The organism is Frondihabitans sp. OV104, from assembly GCF_057787745.1.
This window is the reverse complement of sequence record NZ_CM173541.1, coordinates 2,351,010-2,374,189: the sequence shown is the minus strand read 5'-3', so window position 1 is coordinate 2,374,189 and position 23,180 is coordinate 2,351,010. Positions and strand designations below refer to the sequence as shown.

Below are 23,180 nucleotides of genomic sequence, written 5' to 3'. Positions count from 1 at the left end.
GTGCTCTACCTCGACGCCGCCGCGACCTCGCCCGCCCGCCGCGAGGCCGTCGAGGCCATGTGGCCGTTCCTGACGAGCGACTTCGGCAATCCGTCAAGCCACCACACGGTCGGGGAGTCGGCGGCTCGGGCACTCGCGACAGCCCGCGCTCAGATCGCGGACTGGCTCGGCTGCCGCCCGGGGGAGGTCGTCTTCACGGCGGGCGGCACCGAGGCCGACAATCTCGCGATCAAGGGGATCGCGCTCGGTTCGCCCCGTGGCAGGCACCTCGTGACGAGCCGCATCGAGCACGAGGCCGTGCTCGAGTCGGTGCTCTTCCTGGAGCGGCTGCTCGGGTTTCAGGTGTCGTACGTCGACCTGACCGACGACGGGCTCGTCACCCCGGCGGCGCTGGCACGAGTCCTGAGAAGCGATACGACGCTCGTCTCGATCGCTCACGCTAACAACGAGATCGGGACGGTGCAGCCCATCGCCGACCTGACCGCCGTGACGCGCGAGGCCGGCGTGCCCTTCCACACCGATGCCGTCCAGACGGCCGGCTGGCTCGACACTCGCGTCGACGTGCTCGGCGTTCAGGCGCTGTCGATCTCAGGACACAAGCTCGGGGCGCCCAAGGGCGTCGGCGCGCTCTACGTCGCGGGCCGGGTGCCGCTCGAGCCGCTCGTCCACGGTGGCGGGCAGGAGCGCGGGCGGCGCTCCGGCACTGAGAACGTAGCGGGCGCGGTGGCGCTCGGTGTGGCCGTCGGGATCGCAGAGCAGGAAAGACGCGCTCGGGCGGATGCCGCCGCGGGCGTCCGCGACGCGTTCGTAGCAGAAGTCCTGACGCGCGTACCCGGCGCCCGCCTGACCGGCCCCGCCGAGGCACGGCTGCCCGCCAACGCGTCGTTCGTCTTCCCGGGGACGAGCGGGGAGGCCGTCCTGCTGGAGCTGGAGCGCCGCGGCGTCGTGTCGTCGAGCGGCTCCGCCTGCGCCGCCGGAAGCGACGAGCCCTCGCACGTCCTCACGGCGCTCGGCATGGACGCCGATCTTGCGCAGACGTCGGTCCGGTTCACCTGGGGCGGCGGGCTCACAGCGCAGGAACTCGGGTCGGTCGCCGCCGACGTCGAGGCAGCCGTCGCCGCCGTGCGCGGAATCGCGGGCTAGTTCCTGCGCCCAGGAACACGGCAGGGTGGTCGCCCGAGGCGCGCCCGCCGCCGCCAGCACAGGAAAGCCGGCGCGGTCCTCCCGTCGAGGCCCGCGCCGGCGTCAGAGGCCGTGCGGTTTTCCTGAGCGCGCAGCCCGGGCCAGGGCCGCTACGCAGCCACCGGCTGTCCGGCCGGCGCGAGCCCCGCCTCGGCGCGCTCGGCGTCGGCGATCGAGGCGTCGATCGGGCGGCGGCGGACGAAGCGCTTCAGGACCACGTACACGACAGCCGTCACGACGGTTCCGGAGAGGATCGCGACGATCCACATGAGGAGGTTGCCGATCGCGAAGAACACGAAGATGCCACCGTGCGGCGCCTGAGAGGTCACGCCCGCGGCCATCGAGATCGCTCCGGTCAGGGCGCCGCCCACCATGCTGGCGGGGATGACGCGCAGCGGGTCCGCAGCGGCGAACGGGATCGCGCCCTCCGAGATGAACGATGCTCCGAGAAGCCACGCCGCCGCGCCGTTGTTGCGCTCGATCGGGGTAAAGCCCTTGCGGTAGAGCACGGTGGACGCGAGCGCCATCGCGAGCGGCGGCACCATGCCAGCTCCCATGACGGCGGCCATGATCTCCCACGGGGCGGGGTTGGCGACCGAGCCCGCCGAGAGTCCGGCCACAGCGAACGCGTAGGCCACCTTGTTGACCGGGCCGCCGAGATCGAAGCACATCATCAGGCCGAGGATGATCCCGAGCACCACGACGCCCGAGCCGGACAGGCCGTTCAGGAAGTCGCCCAGCGCTTTCGTGAGGGCCGCGATCGGTCCGCCCAGGAAGAGGAGCAGGAGACCGGAGGCGAAGATCGAGGCGAACAGCGGGATGATCACGACGGGCATGAGACCGCGCACGAACCGGGGCACGTTGAGCTTGCCGATGTAGTAGGCCGCGAAGCCGGCGAGCAGACCGCCGACGAGGCCGCCGAGGAACCCGGCGTTCATGAAGACCGCGATCGCGCCGGCGACGAAACCGGGGGCGATGCCGGGTCGGTCGGCGATCGCGTAGGCGATGTAGCCGGCGAGGGCTGCCACGAGGAATCCGAGCGATGCTCCGCCGATCTGGAAGGCCGCGGCGCCGAGGTAGTAGGCCAGGCCCTGCGGCGGGAGGTTCCAGAGCGTGTAGTTCTGGAGGGCGTAGGCGGCGTTGTTGACCGTGTGGCCCTCGGCCGTGAGCGCGATGCCGTACTTCGCCAGCAGGAAGCCGAGCGCGATGAGCAGGCCGCCTCCGGCGACGAACGGGATCATGTACGACACGCCCGTCAGGAGCCACGTCTTGAGCGCCGAGCCGAAGCCGCGGCGACCCTGGCTCATGGCTGGGCCTTCGGCCAGAGAACCTGAGACGCGGGCCGCGCTCGGGTTCTTCGCGGCTGCCAGCGCCTCGCGGACCATCGCGTCGGGCTCGTCGACACCGCGCTTCACGGGGCCCTGGACGAGCGGCTTTCCTGCGAATCGCGCGCGGTCGCGCACGTCGACGTCGACGGCGAAGATGACAGCGTCGGCCTCTCGGATGACGGCGGGGTCGAGCGGGACGACCTGGCCGGAGCCCTGCGTCTCGATCTGCAGCTCGGCGCCGAGCTTGGCGGCGGCCGCGACGAGGGCGTCGGCGGCCATGTAGGTGTGGGCGATGCCGGTGGGGCAGGCGGTGACGCCGACCAGCTTGATGGCGGGGGCCGTGCCCTTGGCGGCACCGGCGCCAGCACCCGCGGCAGCCCCGGCACCAGCACTCGCGGCGGCCGGAGCGGCCGTCCCGGTCACGCCGCGGGCCGCGTCGACCTCGCCGCCGACCTCGGCGTCGACGATCGCGACGATGTCGGCGGGGGTCGCGGCAGCGCGAAGGGACGCTGTGAAGTCCTCGCGGATGAGTGCACGGGCGAGCGTCGAGAGCACGGTCATGTGGTCGCCGTCGGCGCCTTCCGGCACCGCGATCATGAACACGATGTCGGCGTCGCCGTCCGGTGCGCCGAATGGCACGCGGCGGGCGAGACGGGTCATCGCGAGGGTCGGCTCCGTCACGGAGGCCGACCGGGCGTGGGGGATGGCGATGCCGCCGGGCACGCCGGTGCCGACGGAGGCTTCTCGGGCGATGGCGTCATCGGCGAGGGAGGACGCCGAGCCGGCGCGGCCGACGGAGGCGACACGGGCGGCGAGAGCGCGGATCACGTCGGACGACGTGCCTCCGAGGTCTTCGTCGAGGCCGACGAGGTCGGTGTTGATGAGGGTGGACATGGGCTGGAGCTCCTTTGCTGCTGCAGGTAGTCAGGTGGAACGAGAGGGGATCAGGCCTGAACGGCGCGCGCCTGAGACAACGGCACGACGTCGATGGCCTCGGGGTGGGTCTGGGCGAGGGTGGGGACGACGCTGCCGGGCAGCGACGCGGCCGCCGCTCCGGAGGCGACGGCCTGGGCGAGGCGGCGGGGCGCCGAGGCTCCGCTCGTCTCGGCCAGCAGGTAGCCCGAGAGCGACGAGTCGCCGGCCCCGACGGTCGAGAGCGCCTCGATGACGGGCGCCGCGGCGAACCAGGCGCCGTCGTCGTCGACGAGGATCGCGCCCGCGCTGCCGAGAGTCAGGAGGACTGCGCCGACACCGCGGGCTCGGAGCAGGTGCGCCCCGGCCACGGCCGCGTCGCGGTCGGTCTCGTAGACATCGGGATCGCCGCCGACGACCTCGGCGAGCTCCTCGGCGTTGGGCTTGACGAGGTCGACCGGGACTCCTGAGTCGAGGAGCTGGCGGAACGGCTCGCCCGACGAGTCGACCGCGATGCGCGGGGCCGAGTCGCCGTGCGCGACGCGGACGGCGTGGACGACGCCGGCGAGGAAGTCGGCGGGCAGCCCGGGGGGCAGAGATCCGGCGATGACCAGCCAGTCGGCGCTCACCGCGTGCTCGACGATCAGGTCGACCAGCGCGATCGCGTGGCCGCCGAGGTCGGGGCCGGGCTCGTTGATCTTCGTGGTGGTGCCGTCGGGCTCGGTGATCGTGACGTTCGACCGGAGGCGCGCGTCGATCGGCAGGTTGACGGTGGCCACGCCTCGTGAGCGGAGCGCGACGAGCACCGGATCGTCGAGCCCGCCGGGCAGGATGGCTACGGTGTCGGCACCTGAGGCCGCCAGAGCGCGCGAGACGTTGACGCCCTTGCCGCCCGGCTCGTCCGTGGTGCGCACCGAGCGCTGCACGGCGCCGCGGGCCAGCGGCGAGGTCAGCTCGATGGTGCGGTCGAGCGAGGGGTTCGGGGTGACAGTGATGATCATGCGACCAGGACCTCCACTTCGGCGTCGCGAAGCGCGCCGGCCAGGTCGGCGGGCGGCTCCACGTCGGTGATGACGGTGTCGAGCTCGTCGAGGCGGGCGAAGCGCGTGAGAGCCTCGGCGCCGTGCTTGGTGCCGTCGGCGACGGCCACGGCGCGGCGGGCTGCGCGCACGAAGGCGGTCTTGACGGCGGCCTCGAACTCGTCCGGGGTCGAGAGTCCGAACCCGGCGCTCAGGCCGTTGACGCCGATGAACGCGATGTCAGGACGGAGCCCGGCGATCTGGTCGACGGTGGTGCTCCCGACGGCGGCGCTGGTCAGGCCGCGCACCCGCCCGCCGAGCAGACGGAGGTCGATGTGCGGGCTGTGCTGCAGGAGCGCCGCGATCGGGACGGAGTTCGTGATGACGGTGAGCTGCACGCCATCCACGGCCGGGCGCCACGACGCGAGCTCCGCAGCCACCGCCGCGGTCGTGGTGCCCGCGTCGAGGGCGACCGACCCCACGAACGTCGAGGGGACGAGGCGAGCCGCGGCCCGCGCGATGGCCGTCTTGCCGGGCGTCTGCTGCTCCTGCCGCTCGGCGAGGCTGAGCTCGGTGACGCTCGAATGGCCCGCAGGAACTGCCCCGCCGTGCACCCGCTGCAGCCGACCGGCCTGCTCCAGCACGTCGAGGTCCCTGCGGATGGTCTCCGTCGTGACCTCGAACCTGTCGGCGAGGTCGGACACCACGACGCGGCCTTCGGCGCGCAGCAGCTCGGTGATCGAGTCGTGTCGCTCCAGTGCGTACATCCGGTGACCTCCGCGTCGCCTGCTCGTCGTGCCGTTGGTATCGCAGGCGTGATCTGCCTGCTTTTCAGGAGCTGCGTCCTGCGTTTCAGGAGACTGTATGCCCGTTTCGGGCACAAAGCAAGACGAACGCAGACAAAACCACAACCGTCGCGGACGCCTACGGTTGACGGATGACCACTGACCGCTTCGTGGGCCGTATCGCCGGCGTCGGCACCGAATCAGGAACCCGGCTCGTCGTCGGGCTCTGGAACACGTCGCCGCTGGGCTCCTTCGCCGACGTCATGGTCGAGACGGGGAGCGGCCACCGGGTCCTCCTCGCACCCCGTGAGGACGTCGCGCACTACATCTCGGCGACCTACGAGTTCGACGAGGTGCGCGTCCTGCCGGTCGAGTGGCGGAAGGTCGACGGCGGGATCCTGGTCGAGGCCGGCCCGGGCGTGCTCCGGCTGCGGCTCGGGATCGGCGGCATCTCGCCGCTCGGACGGCTCCTGAGGGCGGTTCCGCGGAGTGTGGCCACCCGCCCCGCGTGGCTGCGGCTCATCAATCCGGTGGCGAAGTTCCTGCTTCCCGGATCCGCGACCGCCGGCACCGCGGGCGGCGGCCGCCGCGAGTACTACGGCGTCACGCTGGCCCGGCGGGTCGCCAGTGTCGAGGCCGAGTTCGACGCGCAGGAACTCGGGGCCCTCGCGCCCCTGGACCCTCCCGTGCGCTTCGGCTTCGGCTCGGCGCCGCGCGACCCGAGCCTCGTCGACGTCACGACCACGATCCGTTCCTGATCGCCGGCGGGTCCGACCGGGCCGAGCCGTGCGCGAATCAGGAGATCTGCACCCTCACGCGCCGGGCGCGGCACCCAGCACGAACTCGAAGGTCCCGATCTCCTGAATTCCGCCCGACAGCGTCTGCCCCGGCGCGACCGGGCCCACGCCCGACGGCGTCCCCGTGAAGATCAGGTCGCCGGGCGCGAGCTCCCAGGCGCGGGACGCTGCCGCGATGACGTCGGCCACAGGCCAGATCTGGTCGGCGAGGTCGCCGTCCTGAGCGACGACTCCGTCGACGGCCAGCCAGATTCGCCCGGACGCCGCGTCGAGGGCGTCAGCGGCGGGGTCGCCAGCGGCGAGGGCGCCAGCGTCGAGCGACACCCGCGGCATCAGCGATGCCCGCGGCACCAGGGGCGTCAGCGGAGCCGACGCGTCGAAGCCCTTCGCGACGTCCCAGGGGCGACGGGTGTCCTTCGCCTCCTGCTGGCGGTCGCGGCGCGTGAGGTCGACCCCGACCGCGTAGCCCCACACGTGCTCGAGTGCGTCGGCCGGGGCGATCGACGAACCGCCGACTCCGATCGCGACGACGAGCTCGACCTCGAACTCCAGACGGGACGTCAGAGTGGGGTAGGGCACTGTTCCTGAGGCGGGCACCACGGCGTCGCCCGGTTTGGCGAAGAAGAACGGCGGCTCGCGGTCGGGGTCGCTGCCCATCTCGCGCGCGTGCTCGGCGTAGTTGCGGCCCACGCAGAGGATGCGCCGGACGGGGAATCGCTCGTCGGATCCTGAGATCGCCACCGACGGCACGGGCGGAGGAGCAAAGGCGAAGCCCGCCATCAGAGTTCCCGGACCGGGGTGCCGGAGAGTACCGCGAGCACGTTCTCGACGGCCTGGCCGTAGAAGACGTCGTAGACCTCGCGTGTGACATAGCCGATGTGGGGGAGGAGCAGGACGTTCGACAGCTTCCGCAGGGGGTCCTTCAGAGGCAGCGGCTCGACGTCGTAGACATCGAGTGCGGCGCCGGCGAGGGTGTCGACCATGAGCGCCATCATCAGGGCCTCCGAGTCGACGATCGGGCCGCGCGACGTGTTGATCAGGAAGGCCGTCTCCTTCATGGTCGCGAGCTCCTCCGCGCCGATGATCCCTCGCGTGGCCTCGGTGAGCGGCACGTGGACGGAGAGGAAGTCGGAGCCCTCGAACAGCTCCTCGCGCGACACGGCGGCCACGCCGTGGGCGGCGGCGCGTTCCGGCGTCAACGAGGGGCTCCATGCGACGACGCGCATCCGGAAGGCGAGGGCGAGCTCTGCGACCCATCGCGCCTGCTTGCCGAGGCCGAGCAGTCCCAGCGTCCTGCCTTCGAGGCGCGTGCCGATGGTGTGCTGCCAGCCGTCGGCGTGGAGGGCGGCGTCCTCCGCGACGATGCTGCGAGCGAGAGCGATCATCATGCCGATGACGAGCTCGGCCACCTCGCGACCGGACCCCTCCGTGCCGGTGACGACGACGCCGCGCGCCTTCGCGGCGGCGATGTCGACGGAGGCGTTGGCCATGCCGGTCGTGACGAAGTGCCTGAGTTCGGGGAGCCGCTCGAAGACCTCGGAGGGGAAGGCGGTGCGCTCGCGCATGGCGACGACGACCTGACTGCCGGAGAGCCTCTCGACGAGCGCATCGGCGTCGTCGATGTGCTCTGTCACGACGTCGATCTCGAAGTGCTCCCGCACCTCGCTCCAGTCGGCGGAATCGAGGGCGATCGACTGGTAGTCGTCGAGGATCGTGAGGATCGCGGGCATGGGATCAGGCTACAGGCGGCGCCCCCGCGGGCGGCGGGCGGCGAGTTCCTGCGCCCCCGCGATCAGAGCACTCGTCTCGGGGGACAAAGCAGACAGGTTCGTCTGTCACCCCAACGCGTATCTTGTCGCCCTCAGACGCATCAAATAGCGTGGAGGCAACCTGAGAAGCAGACCACCTACCCGGTCTGCTCCCGCCGGTGGCCTCGTTGTGCGCCGGAGAAGCGCGCGACTCGGACCCGACCCGACGACAGGACCCACCCGCCCATGCGGCACGCCCAGAACTCCCGTGTGCAGAACTCCCGTGTGCATAGCACCCGCGCGCAGGACGGCCGCGCCCTTCTCGCGTGCGTGATCCTCGCTCACACGGATCCGCAGCACGTGCAGCGACTCGTGCGGGCACTCGATCCGTTCCCGGTCTTCCTCCACTGCGATCCGAGCACTCCTGACGACGCGTTCGCCGAGATGACCCGCGGGCTTCCTGAGCGAGCGGTCGTGATGCCCCGGATCAAGACCGGCTGGGCGCGCTGGGAGAACGTCGAGGCCGAGCTGCAGGGGTATCGCGCAGCTCTCGCGACGACCGACGCGACCCACGTGGCCGTGCTGACCGGCACCGACTACCCCCTGGCTTCGAGCGATGAGATCTCCGAGCTGCTCGGCGAGCACCCCGGTACGTCGTTCGCTCTGATCGACCCCCTGCCGCATCCCGAGTGGGGCCGCAGCGGCGGCTTCGACCGCCTGCGCTACCGGCACTGGGCCTGGCGCAAGCGCATGATCCGCCTGCCGATCCCGCGCCGACTGCCGCACGGCGTCACGTTCGCCGGCGGCTCTCAGCTCAAAGTCCTGTCGCGCGAGCACGCGCAGGCCGTGCTCGACGCCGTCGACGCGCATCCGGAGCTGGTCGGCTTCTGGAAGCGCAGCTGGGTCGCCGACGAGACGTTCGTTCCCTCCATCCTGATGACCGAGCGCTTCGTTCCCGACTGGGAGCAGAAGCACGTCCGCGCGACCCTCTGGTGGATCGGCTGGGACGGCACGCGCCGCAAGAGCCCGCCGTGGCTGACCCACGAGCACGCCGAGCGCGTGCTGTCGCGACGGTCCGACGCCCAGCAGGAGCTCCCTCACTTCTTCGCCCGCAAGTTCTCCACCGCCGAGAGCACGCCCCTGCTCGACGCGCTCGACGCCGAGCACGTGCGCGCAGGAACTCCCGGCCGGTCCGCAGCCCCCGCAGCTCAGGACGGCACCCCGTGACCGCCGCCGCTGCCGACGTCTCCGTCGAGGGCCCGGCCGCCGCCGCGCCCGCCGACGGCGGATCGAGGCTCTTCGGTCGCGGACTCCTCTACGTCGTCGTCTGGTCGCTGCAGCTGGTCGTCTCGACGCTCATCTCGCCTGTCCTGACCCACCTGATGGGTCCGAGCGAGTTCGGCGCGCTGTCGAGCGCTCTCGCGATCTACCAGGTGCTCAGCGTCGCAGCACTCCTCGGCCTCGACGAGGCCCTCGTGCTCGAGCGCGCCGACGACGGCGACGGCAAGCGCGCCCGCGGCCTGGTCACGATCGGCGTCGTCATCTCGTTCGCCGTCACGGCCATCGCGCTCGCCACCATCCCTCTCTGGTCGGGCCCGCTCGGATTCGGCGACTTCCCGCTGCTCGTCGTCGCGGTCATCCTCTGGACGGCTCCGTCGGCCGCCGTCACGGTCATGCTGGCGCTCCTCGTCGCCGAGGACCGCTTGAAGCCGTTCACCGTCGTCAGCGTCATCTCGGCCATCGGCGGCTCGGTGGTCGGACTCGTGCTGATCCTGACCGTGCACAACGACGCCACCACCTACGCCTGGGGCGGCGTAATCTGCCAGTTCGTCGCCATGTTCCTGGGTCTCATCGTCGTGCGGCCGACCCTGCAGGGCTTCAGGCAGTGGGCGGTCACGCGCCGCGCCATCACGCTCGGCGTGCCGCTCGCCCTCGGCAGCCTCGCCTACTTCGTCCTGAACGCGGGCGACCGCATCATCATCCAGCGCGAGCTCGGCGCCACGGAGGTCGGCCGCTACCAGGTCGCCTACGTCATCGGCTCGGCCGTGATCCTGCTGCTGAACTTCACGAACGGCGCGTGGACGCCGCACTTCGCCGCGCTCAAGGACAAAGCGGCCCGCTACTCGCTCGCCATGAAGTCGCGCGACGAGCTGTACGGCATCCTCGTCCCGATCGTTCTCGGGGTGACCCTGATCGCGCCGCTGGCCCTCCGCATCCTCGCGCCGGCCTCGTTCCGCCCAGCGGGGCTGACCCTCGTCGTCCTGCTCGTCGCGCTCACCGCGTTCCCCGTGGCGGCGTCCGGCGCCTCCGGCCGCCTGCTCGTCGTCGGCCGCCGCGGCAAGACCGTCGGCATCATCACGGGAGTCGCCGCCGTCCTGAACATCGTGCTGAACCTGCTTCTCGTACCGGTGATGGGCATCTCCGGAGCGGCAGTCGCGACTCTGGCCTCGTACTCGCTCCTCGCCGTCCTGCAGGTCGTCTTCCTTCCTGATCGCGACCGCTGGCACGGCGCTCCGATCCGCCTCGTGATGCTGGTCGCGGCAGCGATCGCGGTCGCCGCCGTCTCGATCCTCTTTCCGCAGACGCTCGCCTGGAACCTCGGCCGGGCCGTGCTCGCGGTCGCGTGCTTCCCCTGGTTCGTGGTCCGCCTGCAGGCGGCACGGCGAGGCGCATCCGATCCGGTTCCCGAGGAGGCGGTCGCCGCGATTGCCGACGACGAGGTTCCCGACCACGCGGTTCCCGACAGGAGGAGCGGTCCTGTCGGAGAACGAGCGGCCGCCTCGACAGCTGCCGGTACCACCCCACCTGTCGCCGAACGCACCCCGGAAGGGGACGTGACGGCCGCCGCCCCGGCACTGGACACTGGGGAGGAGCCCCGCGAGGCCGATAGCGCCGACGACCTCGCGCGGCTCCTGGGATTCGACATCGACCCCGGCCGCGACACCGGCCGCGACCCCGCCACCGGCGTCCCACCAGAGGAAGGCGCGACATGACCAGCACCGAGACCGTGGAGACCGTGGTCCCCGGTCCTCGCCGCGTCGTCTCCGTCGACCTCGGCCGGTCGGTTCCCGATCTCGTCGCCGACTACCGCTACTCGACCGCCATGGTCGTCGGCTACCGCGGTGCGGTCCCCGTCGGGGCCGTCGACATCGAGCTCACCGACGACCCGGCCGACGCCTCGCGCGCCCTGGCCTCTTTCTACGCCCAGCAGATTCCCGACCGCGCCGCGGACGCCGTCGACGTGCCCGACGAGCGGCTGCCCAGCATCTCGGTCGTGGTCTCGACGGTCGTGGCGCGCCCCGCCGACCTCGGCGTCCTCCTCGAGGCGTTCACCCGCCTCGACTACCCCGACGTCGAGTTCATCGTCGTCGACAACCGAGTGACCCTTCCTGCCGACGACGCGCTCCCGAGCATCGTCTCCGGCCACGACTCCGTCCGCGTCGTCCGCGAGTCGCGCCCCGGCGTCTCCGCGGGCCGCAACGCCGGGATCGAGGCCGCGCGCGGCGAGGTCGTCGCCTTCACCGATGACGACGTCCGCGTCGATGAGAACTGGCTCCGCGTGATCGGACAGCGCTTCGCACGCGCCGACGGCATCGACGCCCTGACCGGGCTCATCCTGCCCGCCGAGCTGGAGACCCCGGCGCAGATCTGGTTCGAGGGCTACTACGGCGGGTTCGCCGGGGAGCGCACCTTCGTGCCGGTCGTGCTCGAGGCGGCGAAGGATGTTCCTGCGCCCGTCCGCGGTTCGAAGATCGCCGTCAGCGACCCGACGGGGGCCGAGATCAAGCGGCTGCCGGTCTACGGCGTGGGTGCGTACGGTGCTGGCGCGAACATGGCCTTCCGCCGCGCGGCGCTCCTTCGGGTGCGCGGGTTCGACTCCGCCCTGGGCACCGGCACGCCGGCGCTCGGCGGTGAGGACCTCGCGACCATCGTGTCGATCCTCTGGACCGGCGGGCGCGTGGCCTTCGAGCCGCAGGCCGTCGTGCACCACCGCCACCGCCAGACGCTGCCCGAGCTCGAGAGGCAGCTGCACGGCTACGGGCTCGGCTTCACGGCGATGCTGACCTCGCTCGTGCTCGACGACCCGCGCCACCTCATCGGCCTCGGCTGGCAGGTGCCCTCGGCGGCCGGCCGCTTCGCCAAGCAGGCCGTCGGGCGCGTGCTGCACCGCGGTGCGGTCGCAGAGCAGAGCGACGAGAATCAGGCGGCGCAGGATCCCGCGAACCTCTCGGGCGGCTACCCCCGATCGCTCGTCTCGACCGAGCTGCGGGGCTTCCCCGGGGGTCCGGGCGCGTACCTGAGGAGTCGACGCACCTGGCTGCGCTTCGGCCGCGAGAACGTGGTCGAGGCCCGCACGTGAGCACCGGCGTGGACGAGACTCAGACGGCCTCGGGGTTCGGCCCCGACCGCTTCGACCGGACGGTCCCGCCGCTCCGCATCGTGACAGCCACCGATGTGCTCGCGCCCGTGGGCGGCATCGAGGTCTGCGTCTACGAGGACACCACCGCGCTCGTCACCCGCGGGCACCGCGTCGACCTCCTCTACACCGAGTCGGGCGTCCAGCGCGCCGACCTCGAGATCCTCGGCGTGCATCTGCGCGGGCCCGTGACGGTCCGCTTCGAGCCGAGCCGCGCGCTCCGGGGGCTCGCCTCGTTCGTGCGCTCCGCCTACCGCGTCGCGCGGCTCCGGCCCGACGTGCTCTGGCTGAACCGCTCCGAGAACATCATCTGGGCGCAGGTGGTCTCTCTCCTGGCGCGGGTTCCCCTGGTCGTGCACCTGCACCACGCCCCGAACTACCGCCTGCAGTCGCAGCTCATGACCGGCGTCGCCGAGTTCGTGGCCGTGTCCGAGTACATCAAGAGCGTGTGGGTGGCGCGCGGGATCCAGGCCGACCGCATCACGGTCGTGCACAACGCCGTCCCGCTCGACAGGTACCCCGTCGCCACCGAGGCCGAGCGGGTCGCCGCGCGTGCCGCGCTCGACCTGCCCGACGGCGTCCGCGTCGCGATGTACTTCGGGCGGATCTCGCGCGACAAGGGCGTGCTGACGATCCTGCAGGCGTGGAGGTCGCTCGACCTCGACCCGACCGAAGCCCGGCTGGTCTTCGTCGGCGACGCGGCCTCCGCCGACGACGAGATCGGCGAGCTGCTCCGGTCGTTCCCGGAGGGGTCGGTGGCGCACGTCCCGAATCAGGTCGACGTCGTGCCGATCCTGCACGCCGCCGATGTCGTGGTCGCCCCGTCGTGGGCGCCCGAGTCGTTCGGCCGCACGACCGTCGAGGCGATGTCCGCAGGAATTCCGGCCATCGCATCCGATCTCGGCGGCAGCGCCGAGGTGCTCGCCGACGGCATGGAGCGCCTGCTCGTGGTTCCCGGCGACGCCGCCGATCTCGCCGGGCGCCTGTCAGAGCTCCTGGCCTGGCGCACGTCCGAGCCCGGCCTCGGCGCTGCCGTGCACGCGCATGTCGCGCGCCGGTTCCCCTACGAGCCGCACGTCGACCAGCTGTCCGACGTCCTTCTCGCGCACCGGTCGCGTCGCCGCACCCGCGCCTCCCGGGTGCCGCGGGGGAACCGCGCTGTGATCGCCCGATGACCACGGCCGTCACTCGTCCTGACGCGGTCGCTCGTCCACGACTCACGCTTCGCACTGCTGAGATCGGCCTCGCTGTCTACGGACTGATCGCGGCGACCCTCGTCGTCGTCGACGCTCCCGGTCCGGTCCGGTCGATCGTGGTCCTGATCGCCGTGCTGATCCTTCCGGGCTGGACGGTCCTCCGCCGGTTCCCCACGATCGAGCCGGCCGCCCGGCTGGTCTTCACGGCGGTAGGAAGCATCGTCGTCCTGACGCTGCTGTCACTCGCGATGGTCTGGACTCAGGTCTGGCACGCGCGGGCGGCGACCGTGCTCGTGCTGGTCGTCGCGGCCGTCCTGATCGCGCGCCGCCCGGTCGGTGTCCGCGGCCCGTCGGTCGACCCCGTCGCGCGGGCGGCCGGCGGCTGGGCCCCGCGGGACCCGGTAGCCCGCATCTCGGCCCTCCCGTGGCTCGTGCTCGTGGTCGCCGCCGCCCTGTGGATCGTCGGGCTCACCCTGACGCACAGCACCGACCTCGGTCAGTTCGGCCTGCTCGTCGAGTTCCCCGTCTACTGGTACGCCGCCGTCGTGATCGCTTTCGTCGTGGCACTCGTCGGGCTGTTCACCACGAAGCGCGCCCACGGGCTGCTGGCGTCGGCCCTCGCTCTGCTCATCGTGATCCTCTACGGCTCGGCGAACCTCGTCGAGAACGCCCCGCGCCTGCCGTGGGTCTACAAGCACATCGCCGTGACGAACTACATCGTCGCCAACGGCAGCGTCGATCCGTCGATCGACCTTTACAACCGCTGGCCCGGCTTCTTCTCGTTCAGCGCGACGGTGAGCTCCGCCCTCGGCATCCCCGACGCGACCCACTACGCGACCTGGGCCGAGGTCTTCTTCGCGCTGGTCGACGCCGTGCTGGTGCTCGCCATCGCCCGCACGATCTCCCGGCACCGCCGCTGGGCCTGGACCTCCGTGATCGTCTTCACGGTGGGCAACTGGGTCGGTCAGAACTACTACTCGCCGCAGGCGTTCGCCTTCATGCTGTACCTCACGGCCGCGCTCGTCGCGGTGTCGGCGCTCGGCAGCGAGCCGCGTCGGCTGATGGTGTGGTTCGAGCGCCAGCTGGCCCGGCCCGCCGTCCGCCTCGGCCGCGCGATCAATACCGAAGTGCTCGGCGTCACGCGGTCGGGACGCGGCCGGATCCTCCCGATCGTGGCCGTCGTCGGCCTCCAGGGCGTCATCGTCGCGAGCCATCAGCTCACGCCCTACGTGGCGATCCTCGCGCTCGTTCCCCTCTTCGTGCTCGGCTACCTCCGCCCCCTCTGGGTCGCGATCGCGCTCGTGGCGCTTCCGGTCCTTTACCTGCTCCCGAACCTCCCGTACGTCAGCCAGCACTTCGGCCTGTTCTCGTCGTTCAATCCGGGCGCCAACATCTCGCAGGCATCGGTGTCGTCGGTCGGCGTCTCCGAGGCGGCGTCGCTCCAGAGCCACGGCGTCGTCCTGCTGACCGGATTCGCCGTCCTGCTCGCGCTTGCCGGCTTCACGCGACGCATCCTGAACGGCCACGTCCGCACGACGGTCGTCGTCGCGTGGCTGGCCATCGCCCCCGTCTTCACCCTGCTCGGCCAGTCCTACGGCGGGGAGGGCAAGTTCCGCATCTTCCTGTTCGGGCTGCCGTTCTACGCGATGGGCGTCTCGTGGCTGTTCTGGACCCGGGGCGGCTCCGAAGGCCGCCATCGCGTCCGTCGGGTCAGCGCCCTCGGTCTCATCAGCACGCTGTCCGCGCTGCTGGTTCTCTTCGTCGGCACCTACTTCCAGCCCGAGGCGAGCCTCCGAATCTCGGCGTCCGACGTCAGGGCGGCGCAGTGGCTCGACAAGCGGTTCGCGCCCTCCGACTACGAGCTCAGCGTCACCGACACGTTCCCCGTCCTGATCGGTCCGCACTATCCCGACTACCTCCTGAGGTACCTGCAGACGAACACCTTCGCCGACGTCCAGTCGGCCTCGCCGACGAGGCTCTCCACGGCGAAGCTGCTCGAGAGCGCCTACCAGGAGCCGAAGACCGCGCGCACCTGGGTGGTGTTCTCGGACGACCAGGAGCACACCGCTGTCGTCGCCGGCGTCTTCACCCGCGCGCAGCTCGACGAGATGGAGAGGGCCGTCGCCGCCTCAGGAACGCTGAGCTACGACCGCGATGGCGTCCGCATCTACGAGACGCACGCCGCGGCCCGGCCATGAACCGCATCCTCTTCCTGATCGGGCGTCGCGTCCGCCGGGTCCGCGCCCGGATCCGAGCGGCGCAGGAACGCGCACGCCTCGCCCGAACCGTCGTCTCCCGGCCCGTCGACCTCGTCGCACCCGAGCCCGCCGTCGACGGAACGCTCTTCGTGCTCGCCCACCAGGACGACGACCTCCTCTTCGCCTTCACCCGGCTCGCCGGCGAGCTCGCGGCGGGCCGCCCGGTCACGACCGTCTATCTGACGGCCGGCGACGACGACGACGACGAGTGGTACTGGCGCGCCCGCGAGGCCGGCGTCCGCGCCGCCTACTCGCACCTCGCCAGAACCGACGACCGCTGGATAGAGACGACCGAGGCGTTCTCCGACGAGCCGGTGACCCTCGCCCGGCTCGAGGCCCGGCCCGACGTGACGCTCGTCTTCATGCGGCTTCCCGACGGCGGCGTCGAGGGCTCCGGCGGCGAGAGGAGCGGCGGCCAGAGCCTTCGCAAGCTCTGGGAAGGGCGCATCGCCACGATCTCGACGGTGGACGGGACGGCGACGTACTCGCTGGCCAGCCTGCACGCCGTCCTCCGCGCCATCGCCGACCGGATCGCCCCGGCGGCGATCGTGACCCTCGACCACGAGGGCGACTTCGTCGACGGCGACCACAGCGACCACCACGTCGCCGGGTATCTCGCCGAGCGCCTCCACGAGGGGCTCGGCGACGGCACGTCCCTCACCGGCTACCTCGGGTACCCGATCGCCGAGCGCCCCGCCAACCTGACCGCCGAGCAGATCGCCGCGAAGGAGGCGGCGTTCTTCCTGTACGCGCTGTCGGACTACAAGACCTGCGCGTCGACGGCGGCCTGCAGCGCGCGCCCCGAAGGGGCGTGGCTGGCACGGGAGTACACGGCGCGATAGGCGGGGTGGGAACACGCGGGCCCGTTCCTGCGTTCGCTCCTTCATGACTACAACCCTCTCGATCCTGGATCTCGCTCCCGTCTCTCCCGGGGAGACGATCGCGCAGAGCTTCGAGAACAGCGTGGCGCTGGCTCAGGCTGCCGAGGCGAACGGCTACGGCCGGGTCTGGTACGCCGAGCACCACAACATGGCGACGATCGCGTCGAGTGCGACGAGCGTCCTGATCGGGCACGTCGCGGGCAAGACCTCGACGATCCGGCTCGGCGCCGGCGGCATCATGCTGCCTAACCACGCGCCGCTCACCATCGCCGAGCAGTTCGGCACGCTCGCGACGCTCTACCCCGATCGCATCGACCTCGGGCTGGGGCGCGCGCCGGGCTCCGACCAGGTGACCATGCACGCCATGCGCCGCGACGCGATGAGCGCGGAGTCGTTCCCTCAGGACGTCCTCGAGCTGCAGGGCTACCTCCGCGGCGAGTCGCGCGTGCCCGGAGTCCAGGCGACTCCCGGTGCCGGCACCAACGTTCCCCTCTACATCCTCGGATCCTCGATGTTCGGCGCTCAGCTCGCCGCCGCCTACGGGCTTCCGTACGCGTTCGCGTCGCACTTCGCTCCCGACCTCCTGCACGACGCCGTCGAGTTCTACCGCCGCGAGTTCACCCCGTCGGCGCAGCTCGCCGAGCCGCACGTCCTCGCCGGCGTCAACGTCGTCGCTGCCGCCACCCACGAGGAGGCGCAGGCGCAGTTCGACGCCACCCGCCGCACCCGCGTCCGCGGCATGATCTCGCGCACGCCTTCGTCGCCCGAGTACACCGACGAGCAGATCGACATCTTCCTGACGACGCCGAACGGCCGCCAGATCGCCAACATGATGCGCTTCTCCGCCGTCGGAACCGCCGACGAGGTCCGCGACTACCTGACCGAGTTCGCCGCGGGCGCCCAGGCCGACGAGCTCATGATCGCCCACCAGTCGCCGCACATCGCCGAGCGCCTCGTCTCGGTCGAGCTGACGGCCGGCGCGATGCAGGTCGCGACCGTCTAGGGCGCAGGAACTGCGGCGCCGCCGCCGCGCGCAGTCGCCGTCGCACCGCGCATCACGCGCAGCCCGGCGGCGCCGTCACCTCAGGCCTGTAGCTGCGGCTCCCTCGACCAGCCCAGCTCGGCCCCGATGGCGTGCACCGACTCGAGCAGGCGCGCGTTGAACTCCACGCCGAGCTGGTTCGGCACCGTCACGAGCACGGTGTCGGCGGCTGCGACGGCCGCGTCGTTCGCGAGCTCCTCGACGATCCGCTCGGGCTCGCCGATGTACGAGCGGCCGAAGCGCGCGAGGGTGTTCGCGTCGAGATGCCCGACCTGATCCTGGCTGTCGGCCTGGGCGCGGAGCCCGAAGTAGTGCCGCGACTCGTCGTCGATCAGCGGCAGGATGCTCCGCGAGACCGAGACGCGCGGCTCGCGCTCCCAGCCGGCCCGCGCCCATGCGGCGCGGTACAGCTCGATCTGCTCGGCCTGCAGCTGGTCGAACGGCACCCCGGTGTCTTCCGTCAGGAGGGTCGAGCTCTGCAGGTTCAGGCCCTGCGCCGCCGTCCACTCGCCCGTGGCCCGGCTGCCGGCGCCCCACCAGATGCGGTCGCGGAGGCCTTCGGACTGCGGCAGGATCGGCAGGTAGCCGGTCGATCCGGTCATCTGCGGGTTGGCGGCGGCCACTCCGGCGCCATCGATCGCCTGGAGGAAGACGTCGAGGTGATCGCGTGCGAGGTCGGCGTCGGTCTCGCCCTCCGAGGGGCGGTAGCCGAACGACTCGTAGCCGTTGAGCGCCGTCTCAGGTGATCCCCGGCTGACGCCGAGCTGCAGCCGGCCGTCCGAGATCAGGTCGGCCGCGGCCGCCTCCTCGGCCATGTACAGCGGGTTCTCGTACCGCATGTCGATGACGCCGGTGCCGATCTCGATGGTCGAGGTGCGGGCGCCGATGGCGGCGAGCAGCGGGAACGGCGACGCGAGCTGGCGTGCGAAGTGGTGCACGCGCACATACGCTCCGTCGATGCCGATCTCCTCCGCCGCGACGGCGAGCTCGATGGTCTGCTGCAGGACGTCCTTCGCGGTGCGGACGCGCGAGCCGGGGACGGCCTGGTAGTGCCCGAAACTCAGGAATCCGATGCGCTTCATGCTCGGTCCAACCTCGCGTCAGGCTGACGAATTCCCCATGCTCATGCAATTGCATCGACTTGCGTGCCGGTGCTCAGGCCGTGGTCCCGTCGCGTCGAATCGGGCGCAGGAACTCGGGTCGGTCACCCGCGCGCTTTCCGCGCGTCTCGCCGCCTACCCGACCTCGACCGCCTCGTACGCCCGCCACATGCTCGCGTAGCGTCCCTCCCGCTCCAGGAGCTCGTCGTGCGTGCCCACCTCGACGAGCCGCCCGCCCGAGAGCACGCCGATGCGGTCGGCGGCGCGCGCCGTCTGCAGGCGGTGCGCGATCACCACCGTGGTGCGGCCGCGGGCCACACGGTGCATCGCCCGGGTCACGCGCGCCTCGGTCAGGAGGTCGAGGTTCGACGTCGCCTCGTCGAGCAGGAGCACGACGGGGTCGACGAGCTCGGCGCGGGCGAGCGCGATCAGCTGCCGGTGTCCGGCCGAGAGAGAGCGGCCGCGCTCCGTGAGCCGGTGGTCGTAGCCGCCGGGCAGCTCCATCACGAACTCGTGCGCGCCGACGGCTCGGGCAGCGCGTTCGACGTCGTCCTGAGAGGCGTCGGTCCGGCCGTACGCGATGTTGTCTCGGACGGTCCCGGTGAACAGGAACGCCTCCTGCGGAACGTAGCCGAGCTGCGTCCGGAACTCCCGCAGGTCGAGCTCCCGGAGGTCGTGGCCGTCGATCGTGACCGCGCCCTGGTCGGGGTCGTAGAAGCGGGCGAGGAGCTTCATGACGGTGGACTTGCCGGCTCCCGTCTCGCCGACGAGCGCGATCGTCTCGCCGGCCGGGATATCGAGCTCGATGTCGTGCAGCGCCTCGGGCGCCTTCGGCACGATGCCCGCGTCGACGACGAGCGAGCGGGCGTCGGACGGCCCGCGACGGTCGCCGCCGGTCGGCATCGCGGAGAGCACCGGGTAGGAGAACCCCACCCCTTCCAGTCGCAGGCGACCGGCCAGGCGTCCAGGCCGGAGGGGCGTCGCCGCCTCCGGCGTCAGGGTCTCCAGCGCCATGAGGTCGCCGATGCGTGCCACCGAGACCCTCGTCTGCTGCCAGGCGTCGAAGACCTGAGACAGCTGCTGGATCGGGGAGAAGAACATGCCGATGTAGAGCAGGAAGGCGATGAGGTCGCCGGAGGTGAGCTTCCCGTCGGCGATCAGGGTGGCCCCGACGCCGAGCACGATCACGTCGGCGATTCCCGACAGGAACTGCACGAACGGGAAGTACAGGGCGACCAGCCGCTGTGCCGCGATCCGGGAGTCGACGAACCGACGGGCGAGGCGGGCGAAGTGCGCCATCGTGGCCGCCTCGTGCGTGAACGCCTGCGACTCGCGGACACCCGAGAGGCTCTCCTGGAAGTCGGCGTTCACGACGGCGATGCGCTCGCGCGCCACGTCGTAGAGGAGGGCCGCCCGGGCACGGAACACGACGGTGGCGACAGCCAGGGGCACGACCACGGTGAGCGTCAGGAGGCCGAGCTCGGCGTCGATCAAGACGAGCGCGACGCCCACGCCGACGAAGGTGACGATCGACACGAGCGCCGACAGCAGGCCGTTCTGGATCAGACCCTCGAACTGGTCGACGTCCGTCGTCATTCGCGTCATGACGCGCCCGGCCATCTCGCGCTCGTAGAAGTCGAGCGACAGCCGCTGCAGCTGCGCGAAGATCCTGATCCGCAGGCTGAGCATGATGCGCTGGGCCGCCCGGCCGGTCACGAGGGTCTCGGCCATGCCGTCGAACAGGTCGACGATCGTGACCAGCAGGAACGCCCCGGCCGCGGCGAACAGAACCAGCTCCGAGCCCTTCTGCACGCCGGAGTCGATGCCCGTCTTGACCAGGTACGGTCCGATCAGGCCGGCGATGGCGTCGATCACGACGAACACCAGGGCGAGCAAGAGGGGCTTCCGGAACTCGCGGAGCAGGGTGCGCAGCGAGAATCCGCGGTCCTGGCGGATCTCGACGGCGAGGTCGACGGAGGGCGCGTCGCGCACCGGGCCGAGCGCCTCGACGCGGGCCAGGAGCTCGGGCGTCGCCGCGAAGAGCGCCGCCGCGCCGCGGGAGCCGCCGTGGCCGCCACCGGCACCCAGGCCGCCGCCGAGGCCGCCGCGAGGGACGGCCTGGGCCGACGGCGCGGACTGCGGTGTCGGGGCGGTCGCCGTCTCAGGGATTCTGGCCGCCAGAGCGTCTACGTCGCCGCTGGCCGCGGCTGCGGCGGCGCCGAACTCCTGATCCTCCGACTGCCCGGTGACGAGCGCCCGGTAGAGCGCGCTCGACTCCGAGAGCTCGGCATGCGTGCCTTCGGCGGCGACCCGGCCGTGCTCGAGCACGACGATCCGGTCGGCGAGGTGGAGCGTCGACTCGCGGTGCGCGATCAGGAGGACCGTGCGCCCGGCGAGCTCGTCGCGAAGGCCGTCGTGGATGGCCTGCTCGGTCGAGGCGTCGATGGCGCTCGTCGCGTCGTCGAGGATCAGGATCCGGGGGTCGGCGAGGATCGCCCGGGCGAGGGCGATCCGCTGCCGCTGACCGCCCGACAGGCTGAGCCCGCGTTCGCCGACGACCGTGTCGAACCCCTTTGGCAGGCCGTCGACGAACTCGAGTGCCTGGGCGGTGGCCGCGGCCTTCCTGATGTCGTCGTCGGCGGCGTCCGGCCGGCCGTAGGCGATGTTGGCCCGGATGGTGTCGGAGAACAGGAAGCTCTCTTCGAAAACCATGCCGATCGACGACCGGAGCGACGCCAGGGTGACTCCTCGAAGGTCGTGTCCGTCGAGCGAGATCGAGCCGCGGTCGGGGTCGTGGAAGCGCGCGACGAGCGCGGCGACCGTCGACTTGCCGCTGCCGCTGGGGCCGACCAGCGCGACGCGCTCACCGGATCTCAGGTGCAGGTCGAGGCCATCGAGGGCCGGGTGGCCGGCGGCTCTGTCGTACGAGAAGGCGACGCCGTCGAAGCGCAGATCTCCTGAGACCGCGTCGAGCACCACGGCGTCCGGAGCGTCGCGGATTCCGGGCTCGCGGTCGATGAGCTGGAAGATGCGCTCGATGCCGACCTGCGCCTGCTGGCCGATCGCGAGGACGCCGGCGAGCTGGCGGGCCGGCGCCATGAGCGCGGCGATGTAGGAGGTGAAGGCGAGGAACGTGCCGATGGTGAGCTGACCCTCGATGGCGAGCCAGCCGCCGAGCGCGAGGATCGCGACCTGAGCCAGCGTCGGGATCGACTCGAGCAGCGGCTGGAACCGCGCCTGGATCCGCACCGACCGCATCTGGGCGCCGTACACGTCGGTGGCGACGCGCGACATCGTCTCGACCTCGCGGCGCTCGCGTCCGAACGCCTTGACGACGCGTACTCCGGCGACGTCCTCGTCGACGATCTGAGCGACCTCGCCCTCCTTCTGCTGGGCGTCCCAGGTGGCGGGGAGCACCTTGGCGCGCATCCGGTAGCCGATGATCACGAGCGCCGGAACCATCACGAGGCTGACGAGCGCCAGCAGCGGCGACAGGGTGAACATCACGACGAGCGACAGCACCATCAGGATCACGTTGCCGCTCATGATGGGCAGCATCATCAGGAGGCTCTGCACCAGGGACGAGTCGGAGTTCGCGCGGCTGACCAGCTGGCCGGTCGACATTCGGTCGAGAGACGACTGGTCCATCCGCTGCAGGTGGTCGTGCATGTCGGTCCGGAGGTCGTTCTGCACCTCGATGGCGACTCGCCCGCCGCGGTACCGACGCAGGTAGGTGAAGCCGAAGCTCGCGACGGCCAGGGCCACCATCAGGGCGAGCCAGGGGGCCAGCGGCGACGTCCTCTCGACGATGACGCCGTCGACTATCTGCCGCGCGATGAGCGGCACGACGACCTGGCAGATGCTTCCGGCCAGCGACGCGACGAGCGAGATGATCAGGCTGGCGCGGTGTCGCAGCATGTAGCGCCAGAGGCGGCGGACCCAGCCCTCGGCAGAGGTGGTGGGCGATCCCGATTTCGAGGAGCTCTCGGTCGTGCCGGCGCTCACTGCGCGGCCGCGGTCTCGGCGCTGCGGCGCTCCTGAACAGTGCGCTCGACGGCGTCGTTCAGGGTGGCCAGGGCGGCGATCAGGGCGGCAGGATCGTCGGCGCGGCCGGCCACGAGCTCCAGCTGGCGCGCCATGCGCCCCTCCATCCGCTCGAACAGCTCAGAGCCCTCGTCGGTCAGCGCGAGCGACGTCGCGCGACCGTCGCCCTCCACGGCGTCACGCCGGATCAGCCCGCGCCGGTGCAGCGAGTCGACCGTCGCGCTGATCGCCGGCTTGCCGATCTCGAGCCGCTGGGCCAGGCGCGAGGCGCGCTCCTCGCCCGACGAGATCGTGGCCAGGACGCGGTAGTCGGCGAAGCTCAACCCGTCGGCGGCCCGCTCGACGATGCGCGACGCCCGCGCGAGGGCGCGGACGGCGCGCACGAGATCAGGAGTGGTCATGCGCTCACTCTACGCTCGATGGTTCGGGTGTCGAACTAGTTGGAGGGCCGCGATGAGGGGCGCAGGAACT

General features: G+C 71.5%; 17 protein-coding genes. 9 read left to right on the top strand and 8 right to left on the bottom strand.

Annotation, left to right across the window (positions count from 1 at the left end):
* Window positions 1–1,143 (top strand): cysteine desulfurase family protein, encoded by a 1,143-nt coding sequence (locus tag AC3CBB_RS11175; RefSeq protein ID WP_488624620.1) that lies wholly within the window; start codon window positions 1–3, stop codon window positions 1,141–1,143.
* Between the two features lie 149 nt (window positions 1,144–1,292).
* Here AC3CBB_RS11175 and AC3CBB_RS11170 read toward each other — a convergent pair whose 3' ends face one another.
* Genes AC3CBB_RS11170 through AC3CBB_RS11160 form a run of 3 tightly spaced genes read right to left on the bottom strand, consistent with a single transcriptional unit; the run spans window position 1,293 to window position 5,208 of the window.
* Complete coding sequence (locus AC3CBB_RS11170; protein ID WP_488624619.1) at window positions 1,293–3,404, bottom strand: PTS fructose transporter subunit IIABC; 2,112 nt, start codon at window positions 3,402–3,404, stop codon at window positions 1,293–1,295.
* 50 nt (window positions 3,405–3,454) lie between these two features.
* Entirely contained in the window at window positions 3,455–4,423 is a 969-nt protein-coding gene (locus AC3CBB_RS11165) for a 1-phosphofructokinase family hexose kinase (RefSeq protein ID WP_488624618.1), read from the bottom strand.
* Entirely contained in the window at window positions 4,420–5,208 is a 789-nt protein-coding gene (locus tag AC3CBB_RS11160; protein ID WP_123505384.1) for a DeoR/GlpR family DNA-binding transcription regulator, read from the bottom strand. Before AC3CBB_RS11160 ends, AC3CBB_RS11165 begins: the two co-directional genes overlap by 4 nt.
* A 170-nt stretch (window positions 5,209–5,378) precedes the next feature.
* On the opposite strand from AC3CBB_RS11160, the gene AC3CBB_RS11155 reads away from it, so the two are divergent.
* Window positions 5,379–5,984 (top strand): hypothetical protein, encoded by a 606-nt coding sequence (locus tag AC3CBB_RS11155; protein WP_123505383.1) that lies wholly within the window; start codon window positions 5,379–5,381, stop codon window positions 5,982–5,984.
* Window positions 5,985–6,038: 54 nt separating this feature from the next.
* On the opposite strand, the gene AC3CBB_RS11150 is transcribed toward AC3CBB_RS11155, so the two are convergent.
* A complete protein-coding gene (locus AC3CBB_RS11150) occupies window positions 6,039–6,803 on the bottom strand; it encodes a fumarylacetoacetate hydrolase family protein (RefSeq protein ID WP_488624617.1) in 765 nt (254 codons plus the stop codon).
* Entirely contained in the window at window positions 6,803–7,753 is a 951-nt protein-coding gene (locus AC3CBB_RS11145) for a D-2-hydroxyacid dehydrogenase family protein (RefSeq protein WP_488624616.1), read from the bottom strand. The genes AC3CBB_RS11150 and AC3CBB_RS11145 overlap by 1 nt, the downstream gene beginning before the upstream one ends.
* Before the next feature lie 303 nt (window positions 7,754–8,056).
* Between AC3CBB_RS11145 and AC3CBB_RS11140 the strand changes: the two genes are divergently transcribed.
* The 7 genes from AC3CBB_RS11140 to AC3CBB_RS11110 are packed head-to-tail and all read left to right on the top strand — an operon-like array spanning window position 8,057 to window position 17,526.
* Complete coding sequence (locus AC3CBB_RS11140) at window positions 8,057–8,998, top strand: beta-1,6-N-acetylglucosaminyltransferase (protein WP_488624615.1); 942 nt, start codon at window positions 8,057–8,059, stop codon at window positions 8,996–8,998.
* The gene (locus tag AC3CBB_RS11135; protein ID WP_488624614.1) at window positions 8,995–10,764 is read left to right on the top strand and encodes a lipopolysaccharide biosynthesis protein; all 1,770 of its coding nucleotides are present in this window, start codon (window positions 8,995–8,997) and stop codon (window positions 10,762–10,764) included. The genes AC3CBB_RS11140 and AC3CBB_RS11135 overlap by 4 nt, the downstream gene beginning before the upstream one ends.
* On the top strand, window positions 10,761–12,131 hold the full coding sequence (locus AC3CBB_RS11130) for a glycosyltransferase family 2 protein (protein WP_488624613.1): 1,371 nt from the start codon (window positions 10,761–10,763) through the stop codon (window positions 12,129–12,131). The genes AC3CBB_RS11135 and AC3CBB_RS11130 overlap by 4 nt, the downstream gene beginning before the upstream one ends.
* Entirely contained in the window at window positions 12,128–13,363 is a 1,236-nt protein-coding gene (locus AC3CBB_RS11125; RefSeq protein WP_488624612.1) for a glycosyltransferase family 4 protein, read from the top strand. Before AC3CBB_RS11130 ends, AC3CBB_RS11125 begins: the two co-directional genes overlap by 4 nt.
* Entirely contained in the window at window positions 13,360–15,582 is a 2,223-nt protein-coding gene (locus AC3CBB_RS11120) for a hypothetical protein (protein WP_488624611.1), read from the top strand. The genes AC3CBB_RS11125 and AC3CBB_RS11120 overlap by 4 nt, the downstream gene beginning before the upstream one ends.
* The gene (locus AC3CBB_RS11115) at window positions 15,579–16,484 is read left to right on the top strand and encodes a PIG-L family deacetylase (protein WP_488624610.1); all 906 of its coding nucleotides are present in this window, start codon (window positions 15,579–15,581) and stop codon (window positions 16,482–16,484) included. The genes AC3CBB_RS11120 and AC3CBB_RS11115 overlap by 4 nt, the downstream gene beginning before the upstream one ends.
* 43 nt (window positions 16,485–16,527) lie before the next feature.
* A complete protein-coding gene (locus AC3CBB_RS11110; RefSeq protein WP_123505374.1) occupies window positions 16,528–17,526 on the top strand; it encodes an LLM class flavin-dependent oxidoreductase in 999 nt (332 codons plus the stop codon).
* An 80-nt stretch (window positions 17,527–17,606) separates the two neighbouring features.
* Here AC3CBB_RS11110 and AC3CBB_RS11105 read toward each other — a convergent pair whose 3' ends face one another.
* The 3 genes from AC3CBB_RS11105 to AC3CBB_RS11095 form a co-directional block, all read right to left on the bottom strand.
* Window positions 17,607–18,647, bottom strand: coding sequence for an LLM class flavin-dependent oxidoreductase (locus AC3CBB_RS11105; protein WP_488624609.1), 1,041 nt, complete (start codon window positions 18,645–18,647; stop codon window positions 17,607–17,609).
* Window positions 18,648–18,800: 153 nt separating this feature from the next.
* Window positions 18,801–22,670, bottom strand: coding sequence for an ABC transporter ATP-binding protein (locus tag AC3CBB_RS11100; RefSeq protein ID WP_488624608.1), 3,870 nt, complete (start codon window positions 22,668–22,670; stop codon window positions 18,801–18,803).
* Entirely contained in the window at window positions 22,667–23,110 is a 444-nt protein-coding gene (locus AC3CBB_RS11095) for a MarR family winged helix-turn-helix transcriptional regulator (protein ID WP_488624607.1), read from the bottom strand. The genes AC3CBB_RS11100 and AC3CBB_RS11095 overlap by 4 nt, the downstream gene beginning before the upstream one ends.
* Window positions 23,111–23,180 lie beyond the last annotated feature (70 nt).

Coding starts and splice junctions, on each gene's coding strand:
- AC3CBB_RS11165 (WP_488624618.1), bottom strand. CDS start 4,423: ATGATCATCACTGTCACCCCGAACCCCTCGCTCGACCGCACCATCGAG.
- AC3CBB_RS11150 (WP_488624617.1), bottom strand. CDS start 6,803: ATGGCGGGCTTCGCCTTTGCTCCTCCGCCCGTGCCGTCGGTGGCGATC.
- AC3CBB_RS11130 (WP_488624613.1), top strand. CDS start 10,761: ATGACCAGCACCGAGACCGTGGAGACCGTGGTCCCCGGTCCTCGCCGC.
- AC3CBB_RS11155 (WP_123505383.1), top strand. CDS start 5,379: ATGACCACTGACCGCTTCGTGGGCCGTATCGCCGGCGTCGGCACCGAA.
- AC3CBB_RS11110 (WP_123505374.1), top strand. CDS start 16,528: ATGACTACAACCCTCTCGATCCTGGATCTCGCTCCCGTCTCTCCCGGG.
- AC3CBB_RS11115 (WP_488624610.1), top strand. CDS start 15,579: ATGAACCGCATCCTCTTCCTGATCGGGCGTCGCGTCCGCCGGGTCCGC.
- AC3CBB_RS11145 (WP_488624616.1), bottom strand. CDS start 7,753: ATGCCCGCGATCCTCACGATCCTCGACGACTACCAGTCGATCGCCCTC.
- AC3CBB_RS11105 (WP_488624609.1), bottom strand. CDS start 18,647: ATGAAGCGCATCGGATTCCTGAGTTTCGGGCACTACCAGGCCGTCCCC.
- AC3CBB_RS11170 (WP_488624619.1), bottom strand. CDS start 3,404: ATGTCCACCCTCATCAACACCGACCTCGTCGGCCTCGACGAAGACCTC.
- AC3CBB_RS11120 (WP_488624611.1), top strand. CDS start 13,360: ATGACCACGGCCGTCACTCGTCCTGACGCGGTCGCTCGTCCACGACTC.
- AC3CBB_RS11095 (WP_488624607.1), bottom strand. CDS start 23,110: ATGACCACTCCTGATCTCGTGCGCGCCGTCCGCGCCCTCGCGCGGGCG.
- AC3CBB_RS11160 (WP_123505384.1), bottom strand. CDS start 5,208: ATGTACGCACTGGAGCGACACGACTCGATCACCGAGCTGCTGCGCGCC.